25 protein-coding genes are annotated in these 22,794 nt (G+C 72.0%); 22 read left to right on the top strand and 3 right to left on the bottom strand.

The window, feature by feature from the left end; all coding sequences use genetic code 11:
- Positions 1 to 6 precede the first annotated feature (6 nt).
- The 15 genes from prmC (at position 7) to CRP30_RS00975 (ending at position 12,014) form a co-directional block, all read left to right on the top strand.
- Positions 7 to 843 carry a peptide chain release factor N(5)-glutamine methyltransferase gene (gene prmC / locus CRP30_RS01045; protein ID WP_235003095.1) on the top strand — a complete coding sequence of 279 codons (837 nt, stop codon included), beginning with the start codon at positions 7 to 9 and terminating at the stop codon, positions 841 to 843.
- Between the two features lie 27 nt (positions 844 to 870).
- On the top strand, positions 871 to 1,512 hold the full coding sequence (locus CRP30_RS01040; protein ID WP_097182122.1) for an L-threonylcarbamoyladenylate synthase: 642 nt from the start codon (positions 871 to 873) through the stop codon (positions 1,510 to 1,512).
- Positions 1,513 to 1,735: 223 nt separating this feature from the next.
- Positions 1,736 to 2,986: a glycosyltransferase family 4 protein gene (locus tag CRP30_RS01035; RefSeq protein WP_097182121.1), complete on the top strand. Its 1,251-nt coding sequence runs from the start codon at positions 1,736 to 1,738 to the stop codon at positions 2,984 to 2,986.
- Positions 2,983 to 3,498: a Cg1360 family ATP-synthase-associated protein gene (locus tag CRP30_RS01030; RefSeq protein ID WP_097182120.1), complete on the top strand. Its 516-nt coding sequence runs from the start codon at positions 2,983 to 2,985 to the stop codon at positions 3,496 to 3,498. Before CRP30_RS01035 ends, CRP30_RS01030 begins: the two co-directional genes overlap by 4 nt.
- A 130-nt stretch (positions 3,499 to 3,628) precedes the next feature.
- Complete coding sequence (locus CRP30_RS01025) at positions 3,629 to 3,853, top strand: AtpZ/AtpI family protein (protein ID WP_235003094.1); 225 nt, start codon at positions 3,629 to 3,631, stop codon at positions 3,851 to 3,853.
- On the top strand, positions 3,850 to 4,680 hold the full coding sequence (gene atpB, locus CRP30_RS01020) for a F0F1 ATP synthase subunit A (RefSeq protein WP_097182119.1): 831 nt from the start codon (positions 3,850 to 3,852) through the stop codon (positions 4,678 to 4,680). Before CRP30_RS01025 ends, atpB begins: the two co-directional genes overlap by 4 nt.
- A 64-nt stretch (positions 4,681 to 4,744) precedes the next feature.
- Entirely contained in the window at positions 4,745 to 4,972 is a 228-nt protein-coding gene (gene atpE, locus CRP30_RS01015; protein ID WP_164704633.1) for an ATP synthase F0 subunit C, read from the top strand.
- A 40-nt stretch (positions 4,973 to 5,012) separates the two neighbouring features.
- On the top strand, positions 5,013 to 5,585 hold the full coding sequence (locus tag CRP30_RS01010; protein ID WP_097182118.1) for a F0F1 ATP synthase subunit B: 573 nt from the start codon (positions 5,013 to 5,015) through the stop codon (positions 5,583 to 5,585).
- Positions 5,585 to 6,460, top strand: a complete 876-nt coding sequence (locus tag CRP30_RS01005) for a F0F1 ATP synthase subunit delta (protein WP_097182117.1) — start codon at positions 5,585 to 5,587, stop codon at positions 6,458 to 6,460. Before CRP30_RS01010 ends, CRP30_RS01005 begins: the two co-directional genes overlap by 1 nt.
- A 56-nt stretch (positions 6,461 to 6,516) precedes the next feature.
- A complete protein-coding gene (atpA, locus tag CRP30_RS01000; protein ID WP_097182116.1) occupies positions 6,517 to 8,154 on the top strand; it encodes a F0F1 ATP synthase subunit alpha in 1,638 nt (545 codons plus the stop codon).
- Positions 8,155 to 8,157: 3 nt separating this feature from the next.
- The gene (locus CRP30_RS00995) at positions 8,158 to 9,129 is read left to right on the top strand and encodes a F0F1 ATP synthase subunit gamma (protein WP_097182115.1); all 972 of its coding nucleotides are present in this window, start codon (positions 8,158 to 8,160) and stop codon (positions 9,127 to 9,129) included.
- 69 nt (positions 9,130 to 9,198) lie between these two features.
- A complete protein-coding gene (gene atpD, locus CRP30_RS00990) occupies positions 9,199 to 10,644 on the top strand; it encodes a F0F1 ATP synthase subunit beta (RefSeq protein ID WP_097182114.1) in 1,446 nt (481 codons plus the stop codon).
- Positions 10,645 to 10,893: 249 nt separating this feature from the next.
- Positions 10,894 to 11,076 (top strand): hypothetical protein, encoded by a 183-nt coding sequence (locus tag CRP30_RS00985; RefSeq protein WP_097182113.1) that lies wholly within the window; start codon positions 10,894 to 10,896, stop codon positions 11,074 to 11,076.
- Positions 11,077 to 11,173: 97 nt separating this feature from the next.
- Positions 11,174 to 11,563, top strand: a complete 390-nt coding sequence (locus CRP30_RS00980; RefSeq protein ID WP_097182112.1) for a F0F1 ATP synthase subunit epsilon — start codon at positions 11,174 to 11,176, stop codon at positions 11,561 to 11,563.
- A gap of 49 nt (positions 11,564 to 11,612) precedes the next feature.
- Positions 11,613 to 12,014 (top strand): DUF2550 domain-containing protein, encoded by a 402-nt coding sequence (locus tag CRP30_RS00975; protein WP_097182111.1) that lies wholly within the window; start codon positions 11,613 to 11,615, stop codon positions 12,012 to 12,014.
- Here the strand turns inward: CRP30_RS00975 and CRP30_RS00970 are convergent.
- A complete protein-coding gene (locus CRP30_RS00970) occupies positions 12,011 to 12,616 on the bottom strand; it encodes a cob(I)yrinic acid a,c-diamide adenosyltransferase (protein ID WP_097182110.1) in 606 nt (201 codons plus the stop codon). The two genes, CRP30_RS00975 and CRP30_RS00970, sit on opposite strands and share 4 nt — an antisense overlap.
- A 70-nt stretch (positions 12,617 to 12,686) precedes the next feature.
- Here CRP30_RS00970 and murA point away from each other — a divergent pair, with 70 nt between their 5' ends.
- Positions 12,687 to 13,967 (top strand): UDP-N-acetylglucosamine 1-carboxyvinyltransferase, encoded by a 1,281-nt coding sequence (gene murA, locus CRP30_RS00965; protein ID WP_097182109.1) that lies wholly within the window; start codon positions 12,687 to 12,689, stop codon positions 13,965 to 13,967.
- On the opposite strand, the gene CRP30_RS00960 is transcribed toward murA, so the two are convergent.
- Positions 13,964 to 14,293 (bottom strand): hypothetical protein, encoded by a 330-nt coding sequence (locus CRP30_RS00960; RefSeq protein WP_097182108.1) that lies wholly within the window; start codon positions 14,291 to 14,293, stop codon positions 13,964 to 13,966. The genes murA and CRP30_RS00960 overlap by 4 nt on opposite strands.
- Positions 14,294 to 14,388: 95 nt before the next feature.
- On the opposite strand from CRP30_RS00960, the gene CRP30_RS00955 reads away from it, so the two are divergent.
- From CRP30_RS00955 to CRP30_RS00945, 3 genes are all read left to right on the top strand, one after another.
- Positions 14,389 to 16,419, top strand: coding sequence for a protein meaA (locus tag CRP30_RS00955; RefSeq protein ID WP_097182107.1), 2,031 nt, complete (start codon positions 14,389 to 14,391; stop codon positions 16,417 to 16,419).
- Positions 16,420 to 16,440: 21 nt separating this feature from the next.
- Positions 16,441 to 17,211, top strand: a complete 771-nt coding sequence (locus CRP30_RS00950) for an enoyl-CoA hydratase-related protein (protein ID WP_097182106.1) — start codon at positions 16,441 to 16,443, stop codon at positions 17,209 to 17,211.
- A gap of 177 nt (positions 17,212 to 17,388) precedes the next feature.
- The gene (locus tag CRP30_RS00945; RefSeq protein WP_097182105.1) at positions 17,389 to 18,753 is read left to right on the top strand and encodes a dicarboxylate/amino acid:cation symporter; all 1,365 of its coding nucleotides are present in this window, start codon (positions 17,389 to 17,391) and stop codon (positions 18,751 to 18,753) included.
- 64 nt (positions 18,754 to 18,817) lie between these two features.
- Here the strand turns inward: CRP30_RS00945 and CRP30_RS00940 are convergent, their stop codons facing one another.
- Positions 18,818 to 19,675, bottom strand: coding sequence for a hypothetical protein (locus tag CRP30_RS00940; RefSeq protein ID WP_097182104.1), 858 nt, complete (start codon positions 19,673 to 19,675; stop codon positions 18,818 to 18,820).
- A 58-nt stretch (positions 19,676 to 19,733) separates the two neighbouring features.
- Here CRP30_RS00940 and nucS point away from each other — a divergent pair, with 58 nt between their 5' ends.
- The 3 genes from nucS (at position 19,734) to CRP30_RS00925 (ending at position 22,791) form a co-directional block, all read left to right on the top strand.
- A complete protein-coding gene (gene nucS / locus CRP30_RS00935; RefSeq protein ID WP_097182103.1) occupies positions 19,734 to 20,405 on the top strand; it encodes an endonuclease NucS in 672 nt (223 codons plus the stop codon).
- Positions 20,406 to 20,481: 76 nt separating this feature from the next.
- Positions 20,482 to 20,922 carry a hypothetical protein gene (locus CRP30_RS00930; protein ID WP_097182102.1) on the top strand — a complete coding sequence of 147 codons (441 nt, stop codon included), beginning with the start codon at positions 20,482 to 20,484 and terminating at the stop codon, positions 20,920 to 20,922.
- Positions 20,923 to 21,009: 87 nt separating this feature from the next.
- Complete coding sequence (locus CRP30_RS00925; protein WP_097182101.1) at positions 21,010 to 22,791, top strand: 3-hydroxyacyl-CoA dehydrogenase family protein; 1,782 nt, start codon at positions 21,010 to 21,012, stop codon at positions 22,789 to 22,791.
- Positions 22,792 to 22,794 lie beyond the last annotated feature (3 nt).

The raw sequence follows: 22,794 nt of genomic DNA, 5'->3' as shown, positions 1-22,794 counted from the left end.
CCCCTGGTGACCGACGCCGTCCGCCGGCTCACCGACGGCGGCGTCGAGTCCGCCCGCGTGGACGCCGAGCTCCTGCTCGCCCACGTCCTCGGCGTCCCGCGTGCGCGGCTGCTCACCCTCGACGAGGTGGCCGACGACGACGCCGCCCGCTTCGGGGCGCTCGTCGAGCAGCGGGCCGACCGGGTGCCGCTGCAGCACCTCACCGGCCGGGCGCCGTTCCGCCACCTGGAGCTGGCGGTCGGCCCGGGCGTCTTCGTCCCGCGGCCGGAGACCGAGCTCATGGCGGGCTGGGCGCTCGACCGGCTGGCCGGGACCGACGGGCCGATCGTCGTCGACCTGGGCAGCGGCTCCGGCGCGCTCGCACTGTCCATCGCGCAGGAGCATCCCGGCGCCCGCGTGACCGCGGTCGAGCGTGACCCGGGCGCCATCGCCTGGACCCGGCACAACGCCATGGCACGTGTGGCAGCCGGGGACACGCCGGTCGGCGTGGTCGAGGGCGACATGACCGATCCTGCTCTGCTGCCGGAGCTCGACCGCCGGGTGACCGTCGTCGTGTCCAACCCGCCCTACGTCCCCGACGACGCCGTGCTGCCCCGCGAGGTCGCCGAGCACGACCCGCCGCTGGCGCTGTGGGGCGGTCCCGACGGGCTGGACGTCGTCCGCGGGATGCTGTCGGTGGCCGCGCGCCTCCTGCACCCCGGTGGTTGGCTCGGCATCGAGCACGCCGACCAGCAGGGCGGCGCGGTCCCCGCCGTCGTCCGGGCGCACGGCGGCTTCACCGACGTCGAGGACCACCCGGACCTGGCCGGGCGCCCCCGGTTCACCACCGCCCGACGGGTCTGAACCCGCGGTGGGGGAGACTCCCTCCCCGTGGCTGACCTCTTCGACTGCACCGACCCGGAGGAGCGCGCCGCCGGCATCGACGCCGCGGGCGCCGCGATCGCGCGGGGCGAGCTGGTGCTGCTGCCCACCGACACGGTCTACGGCGTGGCGGCCGACGCCTTCACCCCTGCCGCCGTCACCGGGCTGCTCGCCGCGAAGAACCGGGGGCGCACCATGCCGGTCCCGGTCCTGATCGGCGAGGCGTCCACCCTGGCCGGTCTCGTGGTGAACCTGCCCCGGGTCGCCCAGGAGCTGGCGCAGGCGTTCTGGCCGGGCGGGCTCACCCTCGTGCTCGAGCACGCGCCGTCCCTCGCCTGGGACCTCGGTGACGCCGAGGGCACGGTCGCCGTCCGGCTGCCCGACGACGAGGTCGCCCGTGATCTGCTGCGCCGGACGGGGCCGCTCGCCGTGTCCAGCGCCAACCGGTCCGGCCGGCCGGCCGCGACCACGGCCCAGCAGGCTGTCGAGCAGCTCGGTGACCACGCGGCCGTGGTCCTGGACGGCGGGCCCCGCGAGGGCTCGGCCGCCAGCACCATCGTCGACTGCACCGGCCCTGTCCCGCGGGTGCTGCGGGTGGGCGCCCTGTCCGTCGAGCAGCTCCGGGACGTCGTTCCCGACATCATCGACTGAGCCCGACGAGCAGGCCTCCGGGGTCCGCGCGGGGGGCTCGTGGCGTCGGCTGCCGCCGGGCAGAGATCCCGAGGAGGGGACCGCACGACCTCCGACGAGCAGGGACGGCACGTGGCGGCGGTGCGGTCCGGGAGGACCGCAGTGTCATAGTTGCTGCATCCCCACGCGCTCGCCCGGGCGTCGCGGGTAGCCGCAACGAGTCGATCGAGTGGGGGTCTGACCCGTGCGCGAGTACGCCGTCGTCCTGCTCACCGCCGCGCTGGTCACCTTCCTGACCACCCCGGTGGTGCGGATGGTCGCCATCCGGGCGCGGATGATGGCGGCACCCCGCGAGCGCGACGTGCACGTCATCCCCACCCCCCGCGGCGGAGGGGTGGCGATGTACCTGGGGGTGGCCGCGGCGATCCTCGTCGCCACCCGTCTCCCGGCGCTGCAGCGCACCTTCGACGACTCGCAGACCATCGCCGTGCTCGTCGCCGGCGGGTTGATCTGCCTCCTCGGGGTCCTCGACGACCGCTGGGGCCTGGACGCCCTGACCAAGCTGACCGGGCAGATCGCCGCCGCCGGCGTCATGGTGCTGCTCGGGGTGCAGCTGGCGTTCCTGTTCCTGCCGGTCGCCGACATCGGCACCATCTCGCTGGGTCCCGACATCGGCGTCCCGCTGACCATCCTGCTGACCGTCGCGGCGGTCAACGCGCTGAACTTCATCGACGGGCTGGACGGCCTCGCAGCCGGGGTGTCGGCCATCGCGGCGCTGGCCTTCTTCGCCTACAGCTACCACCTCGGCGTGGTCGGCTACGACGACGTGGCCAGCGCACCGGCGCTCATCACCGCCGTCCTGGCCGGCGCCTGCATCGGGTTCCTGCCGCACAACTTCAGCCCGGCCCGCATCTTCATGGGCGACTCCGGCTCCATGCTGGTCGGCCTGATGCTGTCGGCCGGTGCGGTCACGGCCACCGGGGGAGTGGACCCCCAGTCCTTCGACTCCGCCGCGAGCCTGCTCCCGCTCACGCTGCCGCTGCTGGTGCCGATCGCGATCCTCTTCATCCCCTTCGTCGACCTGCTGATGGCGGTGATCCGGCGCACCCGCAAGGGCCAGTCGCCGTTCTCGCCGGACAAGATGCATTTGCACCACCGGCTGCTCTCGATCGGCCACTCCCACCGCCGGGCCGTGCTGGTCATGTACTTCTGGGCCGCGCTGCTCTCCTTCGGCGCCGTCGGGCTGTCCATCACCGGCGGCCAGGCGGAGCTCCTCGTGGCCATCGCCGTCCTCCTGGTGGTGGGCGTCGTGGTGGTGCTCAGCCCCCGCGCGCGGCGGGCCGCCCGCGAGGCGCGGGCCGCCGAGCTCGCCGCGCAGCGCGAGCGCAGCCGCGCGGAGCACCCGACCGCCCGGGCCGTGCGTGCCCGGCCGCAGGCCGGTGCGCGCCCCGGGTCGGAGCAGCGGCCGGCCGGCGCCGGGCAGGTGCTCCGGTGACGCGCCCTCCGGGCGGCTCGACCGGCGGCGACGCCGCGTGGGACATCTCCTTCCTGCGGCCGGGCCTGCTGGCCACTGCCGCTGCAGCGGTCGTGGCGGCACCGGTCGCCGGTGTGGTCGGCGGCTGGGGGAGCGCGGTCGCCGTGCTGGCCGGTGCGGCCACGGTGGCGGTCTTCTTCTGCGTCTCCGCCGTGGTGATCGCCCGCGCCGGCCGGATCGACGACAGCCTGGCCCTGCCGGCGGCTCTCGGCACGTTCCTGGTCAAGGCGCTGGTGCTGTTCCTCGTCCTCGGGTCGATCCCCGAGGACGGCTGGCTGGACCGGCTCGCTCTGGCGTGGACCGTGATCGCGGCGACGTTCCTCTGGAGTGGCGTCCAGGCCCGGTGGGTATGGACCCGCCAGCTCTACTACGCACCCCCTCCGTCACCCCCCTCCGCGGCACCGTCGGCGTCCGCCGCAGGAGCCGGTGGGGTGCCGCGGCCGGACCCGGAAAAGCCCGCGTCACGCGGCTGAGATAGTGTCCGGGCCGATGGCCGAGAACAGCCCTGCTCGCGGGGATGCTCGACCGCGACCTGACGAACCAGCCCGTCCACCCAGTGGAGCGGACGTCGGCTGGGGCATCACCGGGACCATGCTCTCGGGGATGATCGTCTGGGGCGGGGTCGGGTGGCTGCTCGACCGCTGGCTGGAGACGCGGGTCTTCACCCTGGTCGGCGTCCTCCTCGGTCTGGGAGTGGCCATCTACCTGGTGGTCGTCAAGTACGGGGCCGTCGAACCACCTCCGGGAGGGCGGCCCACCAGCACGACCCGGGGCGGGCAGCGGAGCCGGCCACCGGAGTACCGCAAGACGCAGAAGGGACGACGGTGACCTCCAGCGCCTCAGCGCTCGCCAGCGTGCTCGCAGCCGAAGGATCCGGCGGGGACGACGGCTTCCAGGCTCCGACCGTCGAGGAGTTCTACCCGGAGCCGATCGCGGAGTTCGATCTCTTCGGGGTCGCCTTCGAGATCACCCGCATCACGTTGATCATGTGGCTCGCGACCGCGGTGATGATCGGCCTCATGGTCGCCGCCGTGCGCAAGCCCTCCATCGTGCCGGGCAAGATGCAGTTCATCGGTGAGAGCGGCTACTCCCTCATCCGCGACGGGATGGCCCGCGACGTCATCGGCCCCAAGGGTCTGCCGTTCGCGCCGTTCCTCGCCTCGCTCTTCTTCTTCATCCTCGCGAACAACGCGATGTCGATCGTGCCGCTGGCGCAGATCTCCCCGATGTCGAAGTTCGCGTTCCCGCTGGTCCTCGCGGTGATCGTCTGGGTCATCTACAACTGGGTGGGCATCCGCGAGCAGGGGGCCGGCCGCTACTTCAAGGACGCCGCGATCCCCCCGGGCGTGCCCATCGGCGCGCTCATCCTGGTGACGCCGATCGAGCTGCTGCAGGTGTTCGTCATCCGGCCGTTCACGCTGGCCGTGCGACTCTTCGCCAACATGTTCGCCGGCCACATGCTGCTGGCGGTGTTCTCGCTCGGCACCGTCTACCTGCTCCAGGTCGGCAACTTCTCGGCGATCTTCAGCGTCGGAGCGTTCGCCATGGCCCTGGCCATGACGTTCTTCGAGCTGCTCGTGATCGTCCTCCAGGCCTACGTGTTCACCGTCCTGACGGCCACCTACCTCAACGGCGCCGTCGAACCCGCCCACTGACCGCTCCACCCCGCCAGCCATCCGGGACGACCCCGGGTGACCGACACAGGAGGAAGACCCCCCAATGATCGAGGTTCTCGCAGAGCTCGAGGGCAACATCGGCGCTGTCGGCTACGGCCTCGCCGCCATCGGCCCCGGCATCGGTGTCGGCATCGTGTGGGCCGCCTACATCCAGGCGACCGCCCGCCAGCCCGAGTCGGCCGGCCTCACCCGCACCTACGCCTTCCTCGGTGCCGCGCTCTCCGAGGCGCTGGCGCTCATCGGCCTGGTCGCGCCCTTCATCTACGGCTGAGCCAGCCGGTCCTGTCCAGCTGACTCAGGGAGTGCAGAGCATGAACATCCTCGCTGCGGAGTCGCACAATCCGCTGATCCCGCCCGTGGGCGAGATCGTCGTCGGCACGATCACGTTCGCGATCCTCTGCTTCGTGATGATCAAGTACGTGGTGCCTCGCTTCGAGCAGGTCTTCGTCGCCCGTCGCGAGGCGATCGAGGGCGGGATCGAGCGCGCCGAGGCCATGCAGGCCGAGGCCAAGGCGGCGCTGGAGCAGTACCGCGCGCAGCTGGCCGAGGCCCGCAGCGAGGCCGCGCAGATCCGCGACCAGGCCCGTGCCGAGGGTCAGCAGATCCTCGAGGAGCTGCGGACCCAGGCGCAGGAGGAGCAGAAGCGCATCGTCGCTCGCGGCGAGGAGCAGCTGGCCACCGCGCGTCAGCAGGTGGTCAACGAGCTGCGGGGTCAGATCGGCACGCTCGCCGTGCAGCTGGCCGGCCAGGTCGTGGGCGAGTCCCTCGCCGAGGACGCCCGGCGCAGCGGCACGGTGGACCGTTTCCTCTCCGAGCTCGACGGCATGGCGGCAGCCGGCGACGGTGCCGGCGGCGCGACCCGCGTAGGCGGGAGCAACCGTTGATGGAGGCCTCGAGCCGGGCGTCGCTGGTCGAGGCGCGCGAGCGCCTGGACCAGCTCAGCCGGCCTGCTTCCGGGATGCTGGAGAAGGCGAAGGACCGCCTGACCCGGCAGCCGTCGCGCGCCGCGACCGGCCCCGAGCTGCTGGCCCTCGCCGACGAGCTCTTCTCCGTCGGCCGGTTGCTCAACGGTCAGCTCTCGCTGCGCCGGGCGCTGTCGGATCCGGCGGGCCGGCCCGATGACCGGGCCGCCCTGGCCCAGCGCCTCTTCGGCGCGAAGGTCTCCGACACGGCGCTCGACCTCATCGAGACGGTCGCGCGGCTGCGCTGGTCGCACCCGATCGACCTGGTGGACGCCTTCTCCGCACTGGCGACCGAGGCGTCGCTGGACGCCGCGGACGCCCGCGGCGAGCTGGACGGCGTCGAGGACGAGCTCTTCCGGTTCGGACGCATCGTCGGCGGCGATCGTGAGCTGGGCCGGATCCTGAGCGACCGCAAGGCCTCGACCGAGGGCAAGCGGGCGCTGCTGGACCGGCTGCTGTCCGGCCGGGTCAGCCCGGTCACCGAGCAACTGCTGCGCAACGTGCTCACCGGACCGCACGTCGGCACCGCCGAGAACGCCGTGGAGCGGCTCTCGGAGGTGGCCAGCCGGCGCCGCGGGCAGTCCGTCGCACGCGTGACCACGGCCGTGGCGCTGACCGCCGCGCAGGAGCAGCGTCTCTCCGACGTCCTCCGGCGGATCTACGGGCGCACCGTCGGCCTGCAGGTCACCGTCGACCCGAGCGTGCTCGGCGGCCTCGTCGTGCAGGTGGGCGACGAGGTCATCGACGGCAGCATCGCCCACCGCCTGGAAGCCGCCGAACGGCGACTGGCCGGCTGACCGCCCCCACCGACCGACCCACCCCAGACACCACCGCAGGGAAGAGGACGCGACCCATGGCCGAGCTGACGATCTCCGCAGACGAGATCCGCAGTGCCATCCAGAACTACGTCACCGAGTACAGCCCCGACATCTCCCGCGAGGAGGTCGGCACGGTCACCGAGGCCGGCGACGGCATCGCACGTGTCGAGGGTCTGCCGTCGGTCATGACCAACGAGCTGCTCGAGTTCGAGAGCGGTGTGCGTGGTCTGGCGCTGAACCTCGACGTGCGCGAGGTCGGTGTCGTCATCCTCGGTGACTTCTCCGGGATCGAGGAGGGCCAGCAGGTCCGCCGGACCGGCGAGGTGCTCTCGGTGCCAGTCGGCGACGGCTACCTCGGCCGCGTCGTCGACCCGCTGGGCAACCCGATCGACGGCGGCGGGGAGATCGCCACCACCGGCCGCCGCGCGCTCGAGCTGCAGGCGCCCACCGTCGTGCAGCGCCAGTCGGTGCACGAGCCGATGCAGACCGGCATCAAGGCCATCGACGCCATGACGCCGATCGGCCGCGGTCAGCGCCAGCTCGTCATCGGTGACCGCCAGACCGGCAAGACGGCGATCGTCACCGACACGATCATCAACCAGAAGGAAGCCTGGGCGACCGGCGACCCGGCCCAGCAGGTCCGCTGCATCTACGTCGCCGTCGGCCAGAAGGGCTCGACGATCGCGGCGATCCGCTCGGCCCTCGAGGAGGCCGGCGCGATGGAGTACACGACCATCGTCGCCGCGCCGGCGTCCGAGGCCGCGGGGTTCAAGTACATCGCCCCCTACGCCGGCTCGGCCATCGGCCAGCACTGGATGTACGAGGGCAAGCACGTCCTCATCGTGTTCGACGACCTGTCCAAGCAGGCCGAGGCCTACCGCGCGGTCTCGCTGCTGCTGCGCCGCCCGCCGGGCCGCGAGGCCTACCCGGGCGACGTCTTCTACCTGCACTCCCGCCTGCTCGAGCGCTGCGCGAAGCTCTCGGACGAGCTGGGTGCGGGCTCGATGACCGGGCTTCCGCTGGTGGAGACCAAGGGCAACGACGTGTCGGCCTACATCCCGACCAACGTCATCTCGATCACCGACGGCCAGATCTTCCTCGAGACGGGCCTGTTCAACTCCGGTGTCCGCCCGGCCATCAACGTCGGCATCTCGGTGTCCCGCGTCGGTGGCTCGGCGCAGATCAAGGCGATGAAGTCGGTCGCCGGCCGGCTGCGCCTGGACCTCGCCCAGTTCCGCGAGCTGGAGGCCTTCGCCTCCTTCTCCTCGGACCTGGACGCCTCCAGCCGCGCGACGCTGGACCGCGGTCAGCGCCTCGTCGAGCTGCTGAAGCAGGGTCAGTACTCGCCGTACCCGGTCGAGCGGGAGGTCGTCTCGCTGTGGCTGGGTACCACCGGAAAGCTCGACGTCGTGCCGGTCTCCGACGTGCGCCGCTTCGAGTCGGAGTTCCTGGACTACATCTCGCGGGGCGACAACGGCATCTTCGACACCATCCGGACGTCGAAGAAGCTCGAGGACGACACTGTGCAGAACCTGGAGAAGGCGGTCGAGGCGTTCTACGGCCAGTTCACCACCGGCGAGGGCGAGTCCCTCAAGGTGAACGAGGCCGAGGCAGAGGCCATGGACGCGTCGGAGCGTGGCCAGGAGCGCGTCCAGGTCAAGAAGAAGGCCTGACCCGTGGCCGCCTCCCTCCGCGCGCTGCGGCGCCGCATCCGCTCCACCCAGTCGACGAAGAAGATCTTCTCGGCCCAGGAGCTGATCGCCGGTGCCCGCATCGTGCGTGCCCAGGCCCGGGTCGAGGCGTCCAAGCCCTACGCCCGGGAGATCACGCGGGTGCTGTCGGCGCTGGCGTCGTCGGCCTCGCTGGACCACCCGTTGCTGACCGAGCGGCAGAACCCGCAGCGGGCGGCGGTCCTCGTGATCACCTCCGACCGCGGGTTCGCCGGCTCGTACAACGTCAACGTGCTCCGTCGCACAGAGGAGCTGCTCTCCCTGCTCCGCAAGGAGGGCAAGGAGCCGGTCCTCTACGTCGTCGGCCGCAAGGGGGAGACCTACTACTCCTTCCGCGACCGCGAGATGGCCGAGACCTTCACGGGCTTCTCGGAGCAGCCCGGCTACGAGGACGCGCAGAAGGTCGGCTCCTCGCTGATCGACGTCTTCACCGCCGGTGAGGACGACGAGGACGGCGGCGCCGGTGCCGACGGCATCTTCGGCGTCGACGAGCTGCACATCGTCTACACGGAGTTCCGCTCGCTGCTCTCGCAGGTCCCCGTCGCCAAGCGGATGGCTCCGCTGGAGGTCGAGGAGGTCGAGGAGTTCGACTACGAGCGCGAGGACCGCGAGCGCGGTGCGGCCGGTGACTCCGGGGTCCCGACGTCCTACGAGTTCGAGCCGTCCGCCGAGGGTCTCCTCGACGCCCTGCTGCCGAAGTACGTCACCACCCGGATCTACGCGGCGATGCTCGAGGCGGCCGCCTCCGAGTCGGCCTCGCGGCGCCGGGCGATGAAGTCGGCGTCCGACAACGCCGAGGAACTGGCGAAGAACCTCTCCCGGCAGGCCAACCAGGCCCGCCAGGCCGAGATCACCCAGGAGATCAGCGAGATCGTCGGTGGCTCCGACGCGCTGGTCTCGGCGGGATCCGGCGACTGACATGTTCCACCGGAACGCGCGAGACGAACCCCACACAGCACGCAGCCCGAGGGCAGGAGAGCAGTACAGATGACCGTCACCGAGGACCGTTCGACCAGCTCGCAGACCACGGCCGCCGGCCGGGTCGTGCGGGTCACCGGACCGGTCGTCGACGTCGAGTTCCCCCGCGACGCGATGCCCGACCTGTTCAACGCCCTGAAGGTCGATGTCACCCTGGCCGACCTGGGCAAGACGCTGACCCTCGAGGTCGCCCAGCACCTGGGCGAGGGCGTCGTGCGCACCATCTCGATGGCGCCGACCGACGGCCTGGTCCGCGGCGCCGAGGTGCGCGACACCGGGGAGTCCATCACCGTCCCGGTCGGCGACGTCACCAAGGGCCATGTGTGGAACACCCTGGGCGAGTGCCTGGACGAGCCGGGCTACGGCGCGGACGCCACGCGCTGGTCGATCCACCGGCACGCCCCGCGGTTCGACCAGCTCGAGGGCCGCACCGAGCTGCTCGAGACGGGCATCAAGGTCATCGACCTGCTGACCCCCTACGTGGCCGGCGGCAAGATCGGTCTGTTCGGTGGCGCCGGTGTCGGCAAGACCGTGCTGATCCAGGAGATGATCCGCCGGGTCGCCCAGGAGTTCGGTGGCGTCTCGGTGTTCGCCGGGGTCGGCGAGCGCACCCGCGAGGGCAACGACCTCATCACGGAGATGACCGAGTCCGGCGTCATCGAGGCCACCGCGCTGGTCTTCGGCCAGATGGACGAGCCGCCGGGCACGCGCCTCCGGGTCGCCCTGTCGGCGCTGACGATGGCGGAGTACTTCCGGGACGAGCAGAACCAGGACGTGCTGCTCTTCATCGACAACATCTTCCGGTTCACCCAGGCCGGCTCCGAGGTCTCCACGCTGCTGGGCCGCATGCCCTCGGCCGTGGGTTACCAGCCGACCCTCGCCGACGAGATGGGGGAGCTGCAGGAGCGGATCACCTCGACGCGTGGCCGGTCGATCACCTCGCTGCAGGCGATCTACGTGCCCGCCGACGACATCACCGACCCGGCGCCGCACACCACGTTCGCCCACCTCGACGCGACGACCGTGCTCTCCCGGCCCATCTCGGAGAAGGGCATCTACCCGGCTGTCGACCCGCTGGACTCGACCAGCCGGATCCTCGACCCGCAGTACGTGGGCGAGGAGCACTACCAGATCGCCCAGACGGTGAAGCGGATCCTGCAGCGCTACCAGGAGCTGCAGGACATCATCGCCATCCTCGGCATCGACGAGCTCGGCGAAGAGGACAAGGTCACGGTCAACCGGGCCCGGCGCATCGAGCGCTTCCTCTCGCAGAACATGTTCGTGGCCGAGGCGTTCACCGGGCAGCCGGGGTCCTTCGTGCCGCTGTCGGAGACGCTGGAGGCGTTCAAGGCGCTGACCGAGGGCACCTACGACCACCTCCCCGAGCAGGCCTTCTTCATGCAGGGCGGCCTCGAGGACCTCGAGAAGAACGCGGAGCGCCTCAAGAAGGCGTAAGGACCCCGCTGCCCCCCGCGCTCAGCGCGGGACCCTGCAGCGGGGCCACCGACGGCCGGGTCCCTCACGGAGGGCCCGGCCGTCGGCGTTCCGGGGCCGGGTGCGCCGACGGCGGCCCGCCGCGCACGATCGGGTGACCGGGGGTCACCCGGACGGGTGGAACAGGACTACCGTCGCTCCTGGCCGGCGCCGTCGGTGCCGACCATCCGACGCAGGAGCCCGATTCCGGGCGATGGACGAGGAACGAACGTGGACGCGAACGACGCGATGCCCGGTGCGGCCGAACCCGGCTGGACCTGGCCCCCGTACGCACCATGGGAGCCCGTCGACGGGGAGCCCTTCGGCATCGACGACTGGGCACCGGCCTCCACCGTCCGCCACCCCTGGGTGCGCGTGGGGCGCTGGACGCTGCTCTACCGCCGCTCCGCCTGAAGGCCCCCGGCCGGGCACCGCCCCGAGCCCGCGAGGGGTGGGGTGCAGGGGGTCCTTATAGAGTGACAGCTCCGTCCCGTGGATCCCGAGGAGAGTCGTGGCGACCCTGCAGGTCGAGTTGGTGGCCGTCGAGCGGAAGATCTGGTCCGGCGAGGCGACGATGGTCATCGCCCGCACGACCGAGGGCGAGCTGGGCGTGCTGCCCGGGCACGCACCGCTGCTGGGCGAGCTCGCCGGCGGTGGCGTGGTCACCATCCGCACCGAGTCCGGGGACGACGTCGTCGTCGCGGCCCACGGTGGCTTCCTCTCGGTCACCGAGAGCGGGGTCTCCATCCTCGCCGAGACGGCGGAGATCGCCGGCGAGATCGACGTGGAGCGCGCCCGCGAGGCCCTGCGCCGCGCCGAGGGCAACGGCGACGACCCCGAGGCGCTCGAGGCCGCCCGGCGCGCCCAGTCCCGCCTGCGGGCAGCCGGCGAGAGCGCCTGAACCACCGGTCCGTTCCCGTCAGGACAGTTCCGCCGAGCCAGGACGCATCGTGACCACGGTCCTGCTGGTCCTGCTCGGGGTCCTGGTCGTCGTGCTGGCGGTCGCCTTCCTGATCCGCCGCCGGTTCCTGCTCTCCGGTCTCGGTGCCGTCACGATGTGGCTGCGTCCGGCCGGTTCTCCCCGGTGGTCGGTGGGCGTCGCCTGGTACGGCGGGGACATGCTGCTCTGGTACCGCGGCCTGTCGCTGGCCGTCCGGCCCCACGAGCGCCTCAGCCGGGCCGAGCTGCGGGTGGGCTCGCGCCGCAGTGCTGGGCGCGACGACCTCGCGCTGCCCTCGGACGTCGTCGTCCTCGCCATCGCCACCCCGGAGGGGACCCGGGAGCTGGCCATGGACGGCTCGACGGTGACCGGCTTCCTGTCCTGGGTGGAGTCGGCCCCGCCGGGGAGCTAGGACGAGGTCGTGCCGCGCTGCGCGTGGGCACCGCTGTGCGCCCCGGGCTCCCACAGGATGTCGCCATCGGGGTTGGTCACCCGCGAGAGGATGAACAGCAGGTCCGAGAGCCGATTGAGGTAGCGGGCGGTCTCCGCGTTCGTGTGCTCCGCGTCCACCTCGAGCAGGGCCCACACGCTGCGCTCGGCACGCCGGGCCACCACCCGAGCCTGGTGCAGCAGGGCGGCAGCGGGAGTGCCGCCGGGCAGGATGAAGCTCTCCAGCTTCGGCAGCGACGCGTTGAACTCGTCGCAGGCCGCCTCGAGCCGCTCGGTGTAGGCAGCGGTGATCCGCAGCGGCGGGTACTGGGGGTCGGGGGCGATCGGCGTGCACAGGTCGGCGCCGACGTCGAACAGGTCGTTCTGGATGCTGCGCAGCAGGTCGGCGACGGCCGGGTCCGGCGCCCCCAGTGCCAGCGCCGTCCCGATCACGCTGTTGGCCTCGTCCACATCGGCGTAGGCCACCAGGCGCGGATCGGTCTTCGACACGCGGCTCATGTCGCCGAGGTGCGTCTGGCCGGCGTCGCCGGTCTTCGTGTAGATGCGGGTCAGCCGGACGGTCATGACCGGAGCCTATGACCTCAGCTCGACGCTCCGGCCGGGCGCGGGAGGGGAGCCACCGTAGGGTGGAACGGTGGAGTGCTTCGAGGTGACCGGCGGCACGGCCCTGACCGGCCGGGTGCGGGTCACGGGTGCCAAGAACAGCGCGCTGAAGCTGATGGCGGCCGCCCTGCTGGCCCAGGGCCAGACGGTCATCGACGAGGTCCCCGACATCCTCGACGTCGCCATCATGAGCGAGGTCCTGCGCCGGCTGGGCTGCGACGTGGAGTACGAGCGCGCGGGCGACGGCGGTGGCGGCGGGCGGGTGCGCATCGACGTGCCGGAGAAGCCGTCCACGGAGACCGACTACGACCTGGTCCGCAAGATGCGTGCCTCCATCAACGTGCTCGGGCCGCTCGTGGCCCGCTGCGGCAGCGCGCGCGTGGCCCTGCCCGGCGGCGACGCCATCGGCTCCCGCGGGCTGGACATGCACATCTCGGGCCTGGAGCGGCTGGGCGCCACGATCGTGAGCGAGCACGGGTTCCTCGTGGCGACGGCGCCACGGCTGTCCGGCACGGCGATCTGGCTCGACTTCCCGTCGGTGGGCGCCACGGAGAACCTGGTCACCGCGGCGGTGCTCGCCCGTGGCACCACGGTCATCGACAACGCCGCCCGCGAGCCCGAGATCGTCGACCTCTGCGCGATGCTCGTCGCGATGGGTGCCTCCATCGACGGCGCGGGCACGTCCACGATCACCGTGGAGGGCGTCGAGTCCCTGTCGCCGGTCACGTACACGACCGTTCCCGACCGGATCGTCGCCGGCACCTGGGCCATCGGGGCGGTGATGACCCGGGGCGACGTCGTCGTCGAGCGGGCGGTGGCCGCGCACCTCACGGTGGCGCTCGACAAGCTGACCGACGCCGGGGCCACCGTCGAGGTGCTGCCCGAGGGGCTCCGCGTGGCCATGGCCGACCGGCCCCGCTGCATCGACGTGGTCACCCTGCCGTTCCCGGGGTTCCCGACCGACCTGCAGCCGATGGCGGTGGCACTGGCCGCCGTGTCGACGGGCACTGCCCTCATCACCGAGAACGTCTACGACGGCCGGTTCATGTTCGTCAACGAGCTCGTCCGGCTGGGCGCCGACATCCGCATCGACGGCCATCACGCCGTCGTCCGGGGACGGGAGCGGCTGTCCAGCGCGCCCGTCGTGGCCACCGACATCCGGGCCGGGGCGGGACTGGTGCTCGCCGGGCTGGTCTCCGACGGCGTCACCGAGGTGCAGGACGCCTACCACGTCGACCGCGGCTACCCCGACTTCGTCGAGCAGCTGCGCGGTCTCGGCGTCACCGTGGAGCGCACCGAGCGACCCGGCTAGCCGCCGGGGAAGGTCGCGGCGAGGGACCGGGCCCGCTGGGCGTCCTCCGGGAAGACCAGGACGTCGGCCCGGTGCGGGGCCGGACAGCGCACGGTCGACCGGATGCCCGCGTCGGAGAGCACGGCCCGGAGCGCCAGCGCGGACTCCCGGCGGGACAGCGTGGCCACCCGGGTGAGCAGGCCGTCGTCGGCCTCCTGGGCAGGTTTCGACCGGCCGTAGCCGGTGCCGAAGGCCCAGCGCATGAAGAGCGCCAGCAGCGCGAGGGCGACGAAGGCGATCGTCGGCCCCACGAGGAAGTGCAGGCTGCTCCCGGCCCCGATCGGCATGACCCTCCTCTGTCCGGACACGTTCGAGTGTGCCACCGGTCACGGTCCCCGGCCGAGGCTGCTACCGGCGAGTAACCGCCCTACACTCCGCCGGTATGCCGTTCCCTTCAGCGCCGAAGGAGCGCGACCGTCCCTGGGTCATGCGCACCTATGCCGGCCACTCGTCGCCGGCCGAGTCCAACGCCCTGTACCGGCGGAACCTCGCCAAGGGGCAGACCGGTCTCTCGGTCGCCTTCGACCTGCCCACGCAGACCGGCTACGACCCCGACGACGAGCTCGCCGTCGGTGAGGTCGGCAAGGTAGGCGTCCCCGTCACGCACATCGGTGACATGCGCGCCCTCTTCGACGGCATCCCGCTCGACGAGATGAACACGTCGATGACGATCAACGCGACCGCGATGTGGCTGCTGGCGCTCTACCAGGCGGTCGCCGAGGAGCACGGCCACGACGTCAGCAAGCTGGCCGGGACCACGCAGAACGACATCATCAAGGAGTACCTGTCGCGGGGGACCTACGTCTTCCCGCCGGCTCCGTCGATGCGCCTGATCACCGACATGGTCGCCTACACGGTGACGACCATGCCGAAGTGGAATCCGATCAACATCTGCAGCTACCACCTGCAGGAGGCGGGAGCCACGCCGGAGCAGGAGATCGCCTACGCCATCAGCACCGCGATCGCCGTCCTGGACTCCGTCCGCGACTCCGGGCAGGTGCCGCAGGAGAAGTTCGGCGAGGTCGTCGCGCGCATCTCCTTCTTCGTGAACGCGGGCGTCCGCTTCGTGGAGGAGATGTGCAAGATGCGCGCCTTCACCCAGCTCTGGGACGAGCTGACGGCGGAGCGCTACGGCGTGCAGGACCCCAAGCACCGCCGCTTCCGCTACGGCGTCCAGGTCAACTCCCTGGGCCTGACCGAGGCGCAGCCGGAGAACAACGTCCAGCGGATCGTGCTGGAGATGCTCGCGGTCACCCTGTCCCGGGACTCCCGCGCCCGCGCCGTGCAGCTGCCGGCCTGGAACGAGGCCCTCGGTCTGCCCCGGCCGTGGGACCAGCAGTGGTCCCTGCGGCTGCAGCAGGTGCTGGCCTACGAGACCGACCTGCTCGAGTACGAGGACCTCTTCACCGGCTCCGTCGTCGTCGAGAAGAAGGTCGCGGAGCTCGTCCAGGGCGCCAAGGCCGAGATGGCGCGCGTCGAGGAGATGGGCGGCGCCGTCGCCGCCGTGGAGTCCGGTTACATGAAGAGCGCGATGGTCGGGTCGCTGGCCGAGCGCCGCCGGCGGATCGAGAGCGGCGAGGACGTCGTCGTCGGCGTCAACAAGTTCGAGACCACCGAGCCCAACCCGCTCACCGCCGACCTCGACACCGCGATCATGGTCGTCGACCCGGCCGTGGAGAACGCGGCGCAGGAAGCGGTCCGGACGTGGCGGGCCGAGCGGGACCAGGCCGCGGCCGACAGGGCGCTCGACGCGCTGCGCGAGGCCGCGGCCTCCGACGTCAACCTCATGGCCGCCACCCTCGACTGCGCCCGCGCCGGCGTGACGACAGGGGAGTGGGCCGGGGTGCTGCGCGAGGTCTTCGGCGAGTACCGCGCGCCCACCGGGGTGGCCGCGGCGACCGGCGGCGGCGAGGCCGACGAGACGCTCGTCGACATCCGCGAGCGGGTGCGCGCGACCGGTGACGAGCTCGGCGGCCGGCTGCGCTTCCTCGTGGGCAAGCCCGGTCTGGACGGGCACTCCAACGGCGCGGAGCAGATCGCCGTCCGCGCACGGGACGCCGGCTTCGAGGTGATCTACCAGGGCATCCGGCTGACGCCCGCGCAGATCGTCTCGGCCGCGGTCGAGGAGGACGTGCACGTCGTCGGCCTGTCCGTGCTGTCCGGCTCCCACCTGCAGGTGGTGCCGGCCGTGCTGCGCGGGCTCAAGGAGGCCGGCCTGGACGACGTCCCCGTGGTCGTCGGCGGGATCATCCCCGACAGCGACGCGCGCCGGCTCCGCGAGCAGGGCGTCGCACGGGTCTTCACGCCCAAGGACTTCGGGCTCACCGAGATCATGGGCCAGGTCGTGGACGTCGTCCGCGAGGCCAATGACCTCCCCGCCCATCCCGAGCAGAAGGTGCCCGAGCCGGCCTGATCCTCGGCTAGCGTCGGTCGCATGGCTGACGGCGCACCCCGGGTCGAACGCGACGGCGACGTCGTCCGCATCACGATGGTGCGGGCGGCGCGCCGCAACGCGCTCTCCCGTGAGCACCTGACGCAGCTGCTGGCCGCGGTGACCGAGGCAGGCTCGACCGACGCGACCGGCATCGTGCTGGCCGCCGAGGGCCCGGTGTTCAGCGCGGGGCACGACTTCGCCGACGTCGCCGGGAAGCCGGTGGCCGAGGTACGCAGCCTGCTGCTCCTGTGCACCGAGCTGATGCAGACCCTCCAGGACGTGCCCCAGGTCGTCCTGGCCCGCGTGCACGCCCTCGCCACGGCCGCCGGCTGCCAACTGGTGGCGTCCTGCGACCTGGCCGTCGCCGCGGAGTCGGCCGGGTTCGCCGCACCGGGCGGCAAGGGTGGCTGGTTCTGCCACACGCCGATGGTGGCGATCGCCCGCAACGTGGGTCGCAAGCGCGCGATGGAGCTGGCGCTGACCGGCGACGTCATCGACGCGCCGACGGCGCTGGACTGGGGCCTGGTGAACCGCGTCGTCCCCGACGTCGAGCTGGACGCGGCGGTCGACGACCTGATGGGACGGGCCACCCGCGGCTCGCGGGCGAGCAAGGCGTGGGGCAAGCAGACGATGTACGCCCAGCTGGACCGCCCGGAGCGGGACGCCTACACGACCGCCGTCGAGGTCATGGCAGCCGCGAGCCAGCTCGACGGCGCCCGCGAGGGCATGGCCGCCTTCCTGGACAAGCGGCCCCCGGTCTGGACCGACTGAGTGAGTCCGGGCACAGCCGGGCATGGCAGCGCCGCTGCGCGCCTTGACCTGTCCGTGCAGAACCTGTGGGGGCTCACGCGTCGGCGTGCCCTGGACTTCGGACGGATGACGACCGCCGGCTGTTGACGCCGGCCGTGCTCGTCGTCCCCTCCCGAATCCCCGAAAGGCTCCATCCCCGTGCTCGCTCGTCTCCGCCGCGTGCCCTTCGCGGCGCAGGTACTCCTCGCCCTCGTCGTGGGCGTGGCCCTCGGCTTCGTCGCCCGTGAGATGGGCACCGTCTCCGACGGCTCGCCCAACTGGCTGACCAGCACCCTGCAGACCATCGGCGGCACGTTCGTGACGCTGCTGAAGACGCTCGTCCCCCCGCTGATCGTCACCGCCGTGATCGTCAGCATCGCCAACCTCAAGCAGGTCTCCAACGCGGCCCGCCTGGCCGGCCAGACCCTGCTGTGGTTCGCCATCACCGCGCTCATCGCGGTCGGCATCGGCATCGGACTGGGCCTGCTCACCGAGCCGGGCCGGAACAGCTCCGTCGACACCGCCGCTCAGGCCGCCCCGGAGAGCACCGGCTCCTGGTTCGACTTCCTCACCGGCATCGTGCCCGGCAACGTCTTCGGCCTGCAGGCGTCGGCGGGTGCTGACGGCTCGGTCGGCCTGTCGTTCAACGTCCTCCAGCTCATCGTCATCTCGGCCGCCATCGGCATCGCCGCGCTGAAGGTCGGCGAGGCGGCCGAGCCGTTCGTCGGCTTCGTCCGCGCCGCCCTGGCGATCGTCCAGAAGGTGCTGTGGTGGGTCATCCTGCTCGCGCCGCTGGGCACCGTCGGACTGATCGGCAACGCCGTGGCCAGCTACGGCTGGGAGTCCCTCAGCTCGCTCGGCGTGTTCGCCGGCGCCGTCTACGCCGGGCTCGCGATCGTGCTGTTCGTCGTCTACCCGGTCCTGCTGCGCCTGCACGGCCTCTCGCCGCTGCGGTACTTCGCGGGTGCCTGGCCGGCCATCCAGCTGGCATTCGTCTCCCGCTCCTCGATCGGCACGCTGCCGGTGACCGAGCGGGTGACCGAGCAGAACCTGGGTGTCCCGCGGTCCTATGCCTCCTTCGCCGTCCCGCTCGGGGCGACGACGAAGATGGACGGCTGCGCCGCGATCTACCCGGCGCTGGCGGCGATCTTCGTGGCGCAGTTCTTCGGCGTGGACCTCTCCCTCACCGACTACCTGCTCATCGCCCTGGTCTCCGTCATCGGCTCGGCGGCCACCGCGGGAGTCACCGGCGCGGTGGTCATGCTGACCCTCACGCTGTCCACCCTGGGTCTGCCCCTGGCCGGCGTCGGGCTGCTGCTGGCGATCGACCCGATCCTCGACATGGGCCGCACCGCGGTGAACGTCGCCGGGCAGGCGCTGGTGCCGACGATCGTGGCCAAGCGCGAGGGCATCCTCGACGTCGAGCGTTACCGGTCGACGTCGACCATCGACCCGCTCGCGCGGGTCGAGGAGCGCGGGGGAGTGGACACCGACCTGCGTCGTCCGGAGCCCGTCAACGCCTAGTCCGCACCGCACACGAACGGCCCGGTCCTCTCTGTGGAGGCCCGGGCCGTTCGCCTGTCCGGGGCTAGTCCCCGAGGTCGGCGCAGCCGGTCTCGTCCGGCAGCAGCGGGCGGAAGGTGACCGACCACCGGGACCCGTCGCCGGTCACCCACGGGGTGGCGGCGTTGCCCGCCCCCGCCGCGTCGAGCACCGCCTGCGCCTGCGCGCCGGTGGCGGTCACGCAGGTGACGTCCGGCGGCCCGCCGGTGGGCTCACCCGGCAGTGCCGGCCCCGGCCACGGCTGCTCCGCCTGCACCAGCCCGTCGCCGGGGTCGACCCACGGCGAGGCGATCGCCGCGACGGCCTCCGGCTCGAACGACGAGGTGGCCGCGTCACCGGGGGTGGTCAGCGCGTCCAGGAGCCCCGAGAGCTCTTCCCGGGCCGCCACCTGGTCGTCGGTCAGGCCGTCGCCCTCCGTGGTCTCCCAGAGGGCGTAGACCTCCCGCACGTAGGTGTCCTCGGTGGTCACGACGGTGAACCGGGTCGACGTCGCATCGGCCACGGGCGGTGAGCCGAGGTCGGTGGTCTCGTCCACCCCGGCGGCGAGGGCGCGGTCCACGAGGTCCTGCACGCCGGCCGGGTCCAGCTGGGCCACCTGCAGGTTCGGCAGGGCGGGCCCCGGATGGATGGCGATCACCGGCCCCTCGGTGATCACCCGGCCGTCGGCGTAGACGCTGACCATCGGCAGCCGGCCGGCCAGCATCGAGGGGGTCACGAACCCGCCGGTCTGCTCCACCCGGAGGACGAGTCCCTCGCCCACGGCGGCCTCCGAGGACTCCGGCAACTCCCCGGGACCGCCGGTGGCATCGCGCTCCGCGCAGGCCGCGAGGCCCAGGGCCAGCGCGAGCGCCACCGCCGGCCGGACCGCCCGCATGATCGTCATGCCCCCTCCCACGACGGGGGCGCGGGCTGGGTTCCCGCGCCCGGTAGCGTCGCTGCCCGTGCGCCTGGTCCTCGCCCGTTGCTCCGTCGATTACATCGGGCGGCTCACCGCCCACCTCCCCATGGCGACCCGCCTGCTGCTGGTGAAGGCCGACGGCTCGGTGTCCATCCACGCCGACGACCGCGCCTACAAGCCGCTGAACTGGATGAGTCCGCCCTGCACGCTCAAGGACGAGCTGGTCGACGGCTCGGGGACGTGGACGGTCACCAACAAGACCGGCGAGCAGCTGATCATCACGATCGAGAGCGTCGACCACGACCACTCCCAGGACCTCGGCGTCGACCCCGGCCTGCAGAAGGACGGCGTCGAGGCCGAGCTGCAGCGGCTGCTGGCGTTGCACGTGGAGACCTTCGGCGCGGGATGGTCGCTGGTCCGCCGGGAGTACCCGACGGCGATCGGCCCGGTCGACCTGCTCTGCCGCGACGCCTCCGGTGCCGTGGTGGCCGTGGAGATCAAGCGGCGGGGGGAGATCGACGGCGTCGAGCAGCTCACCCGCTACCTCGAGCTGCTCAACCGCGACCCCCTGCTGGCGCCGGTCAAGGGCGTCTTCGCCGCGCAGGAGATCAAGCCGCAGGCGCGGGTGCTCGCTCAGGATCGCGGGATCGACTGCCTCACCGTCGACTACGCCGTCCTCAAGGGCACCGACGACCCCACCCAGCGCCTCTTCTGAGGACCGGCGGCCCGCCGCCGATGAGCGCGAGCTCCCCGGGACGTCGTAGCTCTCGTCACCCGAGGAGAGGACCGCGATGCCCACGGAACCCGCGAGCCGTCTCGAACCGCTGACCCCGGTCCTGGGCCGGTGGAGGACGTCCGGCAGCGTCCTGGACGACGCGGGAGAGGCCACCGCGTCCATCGCCGGTACCGATGTCTACGCACTCCTGCCGGGAGGGCACTGGATCGCCCACGACGTCGACGTGCGCATCGGTGGAGAACGCGTCGTCCTGCACGAGGTCATCGGCGGCGTGCACGGCGACGGCGGCTGGCAGATGCACGCCTTCGACGATGCCGAGCAGCCCGGCGTCATGCGCCTGACGCTCGAGGAGCCGGGAGTGCTCCTGCTGCACGGCGACGGTGTCCGGAGCTGGTTCCGCGTCGGGGTGGACGGCGACCACCTGACCGCGCGCTGGGAGCGGCTGGTCGACGACCGGTGGCTGCCCTGGATGGACCTGCGCCTGGACCGCGGCTGAAGTTACCCACCGGTAGGCCCGCGGAGCGGCGGCGCTCGGGGGGTGAGAGACTGCGCGCGATCACCGGCGGTGGGAGGAGATGGCAACGTGGCCAGGGAACTGAACGAGGTCGGCGTCGTGGGGCTGGGCACCATGGGTGCCGGCATCGCGGAGGTGCTCGCGCGGGCGGGCCTGTCGGTCACCGCTGTCGAGGTCACCGACGAGGCGCTGGCGCGCGGCCGCGGGCACGTGGAGCAGTCGACCGACCGGGCCGTCAGCCGCGGCAAGCTCGACCCCGCCGACCGCGACGCCATCTTCGAGCGGATCCGCTTCAGCAACTCGCTGGAGGACCTGGCGAGCGCCGAACTGGTCATCGAGGCCGTGCCCGAGCGCATGGAGCTCAAGGCCGACGTCTTCGCGCGGCTGGACAAGATCTGCGCGCCGGACACGATCCTGGCGACCAACACCTCGAGCCTCTCGGTCACCGAGCTCTCCGTGGTCACCGGCCGGCCGAGCAAGGTGATCGGCATGCACTTCTTCAACCCGGCGCCGGTCATGAAGCTGGTCGAGGTCGTGCAGACGGTCGTCACCGAGCCCTCCGTCGTCGAGGACGTCGAGGCGCTGGCCGAGCGGCTCGGCAAAGTCGACGTCACCATCGGCGACCGCGCGGGCTTCATCGCCAACGCGCTGCTCTTCGGCTACCTCAACCACGCGGTCTCCATGTACGAGAACCGCTACGCCACCCGCGAGGACATCGACGCCGCCATGCGGCTGGGGTGCGGCCTGCCGATGGGCCCGCTGGCGCTGATGGACCTCATCGGCATCGACACCGCCTACGAGATCCTCGACACGATGTACAAGCAGTCGCGCAACCGGCTGCACGCCCCCAGCCCGGTGATCAAGCAGATGATGACCGCCGGCCTGCTCGGCCGTAAGTCCGGTCGCGGCTTCTACACCTACGCCGAGCCCGGCTCCGCCGAGGTCGTCGACGACGCCGCGACCCCCGCCGCCGGTGGCGCGGCCGAGGGTGCGCGCCCGGTGCGGACGGTGGGCGTCATCGGCTCCGGGACCATGGCGACCGGCATCATCGAGGTCGTCGCCAAGGGCGGCTATGACGTCCGCTTCGTGGCCCGCAGCCCCGAGAAGGTCGAGGCCGTGACCACGGCGCTCACCAAGTCCCTGGACAAGCAGGTCGTGCGCGGGCGCCTGGAGGAGGGCGCCAAGGCCGAGATCCTGACCCGCGTCGCCGGGACGACGTCGCTCGACGAGCTCGCCGACTCGGACCTGATCATCGAGGCGGTCGTCGAGTCGCTGTCGGTCAAGGAGGCGCTGTTCGCCAACCTCGGCGAGATCGCCAAGCCCGGCGCCGTCCTCGCGACCACCACGTCCAGCCTGCCGGTCATCGAGTGCGCCAAGGCCAGCGGCCGCCCCGACGACGTCGTCGGGATGCACTTCTTCAACCCTGCCCAGGTCATGAAGCTCGTCGAGGTCGTCTCCACCATCTCGACGGCGCCGGACGTCGCGGCCACCGCGCACGCCGTCAGCGCGCAGCTGGGCAAGCACGCGGTGTCCTGCACCGATCGCGCCGGCTTCATCGTCAACGCGCTGCTCTTCCCGTACCTGAACGACGCGGTGAAGATGCTCGAGGCGCACTACGCGACCGCCGACGACATCGACGCCGCGATGAAGGTCGGCTGCGGCTACCCGATGGGCCCCTTCGAGCTGCTCGACGTCGTCGGGCTGGACGTGTCGCTGGCCATCGAGCGCGAGCTCTACACCGAGTTCCGCGAGCCGGGGTTCGCGCCCGCGCCCCTGCTCGAGCACCTGGTGACCGCCGGCTACCTGGGCCGCAAGACCGGTCGCGGGTTCCGGGACTACGCCAGCCGCTGACGC

Origin of the sequence: Blastococcus haudaquaticus (genome assembly GCF_900230285.1) — a bacterium.
In the GTDB taxonomy this organism is placed as follows: domain Bacteria; phylum Actinomycetota; class Actinomycetes; order Mycobacteriales; family Geodermatophilaceae; genus Blastococcus_B; species Blastococcus_B haudaquaticus.
Note: the sequence above shows the minus strand (reverse complement) of the source record. Positions and strands in the feature narration are given on the sequence as shown.

Excerpts from the sequence above, each read along its gene's own strand:
- atpD (WP_097182114.1), top strand. The coding sequence starts at position 9,199 with ATGACCGTCACCGAGGACCGTTCGACCAGCTCGCAGACCACGGCCGCC.
- CRP30_RS00960 (WP_097182108.1), bottom strand. The coding sequence starts at position 14,293 with ATGCCGATCGGGGCCGGGAGCAGCCTGCACTTCCTCGTGGGGCCGACG.
- CRP30_RS00930 (WP_097182102.1), top strand. The coding sequence starts at position 20,482 with ATGCCCACGGAACCCGCGAGCCGTCTCGAACCGCTGACCCCGGTCCTG.
- CRP30_RS01025 (WP_235003094.1), top strand. The coding sequence starts at position 3,629 with ATGATCGTCTGGGGCGGGGTCGGGTGGCTGCTCGACCGCTGGCTGGAG.
- atpA (WP_097182116.1), top strand. The coding sequence starts at position 6,517 with ATGGCCGAGCTGACGATCTCCGCAGACGAGATCCGCAGTGCCATCCAG.
- CRP30_RS00950 (WP_097182106.1), top strand. The coding sequence starts at position 16,441 with ATGGCTGACGGCGCACCCCGGGTCGAACGCGACGGCGACGTCGTCCGC.
- CRP30_RS01005 (WP_097182117.1), top strand. The coding sequence starts at position 5,585 with ATGGAGGCCTCGAGCCGGGCGTCGCTGGTCGAGGCGCGCGAGCGCCTG.
- CRP30_RS01010 (WP_097182118.1), top strand. The coding sequence starts at position 5,013 with ATGAACATCCTCGCTGCGGAGTCGCACAATCCGCTGATCCCGCCCGTG.
- atpE (WP_164704633.1), top strand. The coding sequence starts at position 4,745 with ATGATCGAGGTTCTCGCAGAGCTCGAGGGCAACATCGGCGCTGTCGGC.
- CRP30_RS00940 (WP_097182104.1), bottom strand. The coding sequence starts at position 19,675 with ATGACGATCATGCGGGCGGTCCGGCCGGCGGTGGCGCTCGCGCTGGCC.
- CRP30_RS00970 (WP_097182110.1), bottom strand. The coding sequence starts at position 12,616 with ATGACCGTCCGGCTGACCCGCATCTACACGAAGACCGGCGACGCCGGC.
- CRP30_RS00955 (WP_097182107.1), top strand. The coding sequence starts at position 14,389 with ATGCCGTTCCCTTCAGCGCCGAAGGAGCGCGACCGTCCCTGGGTCATG.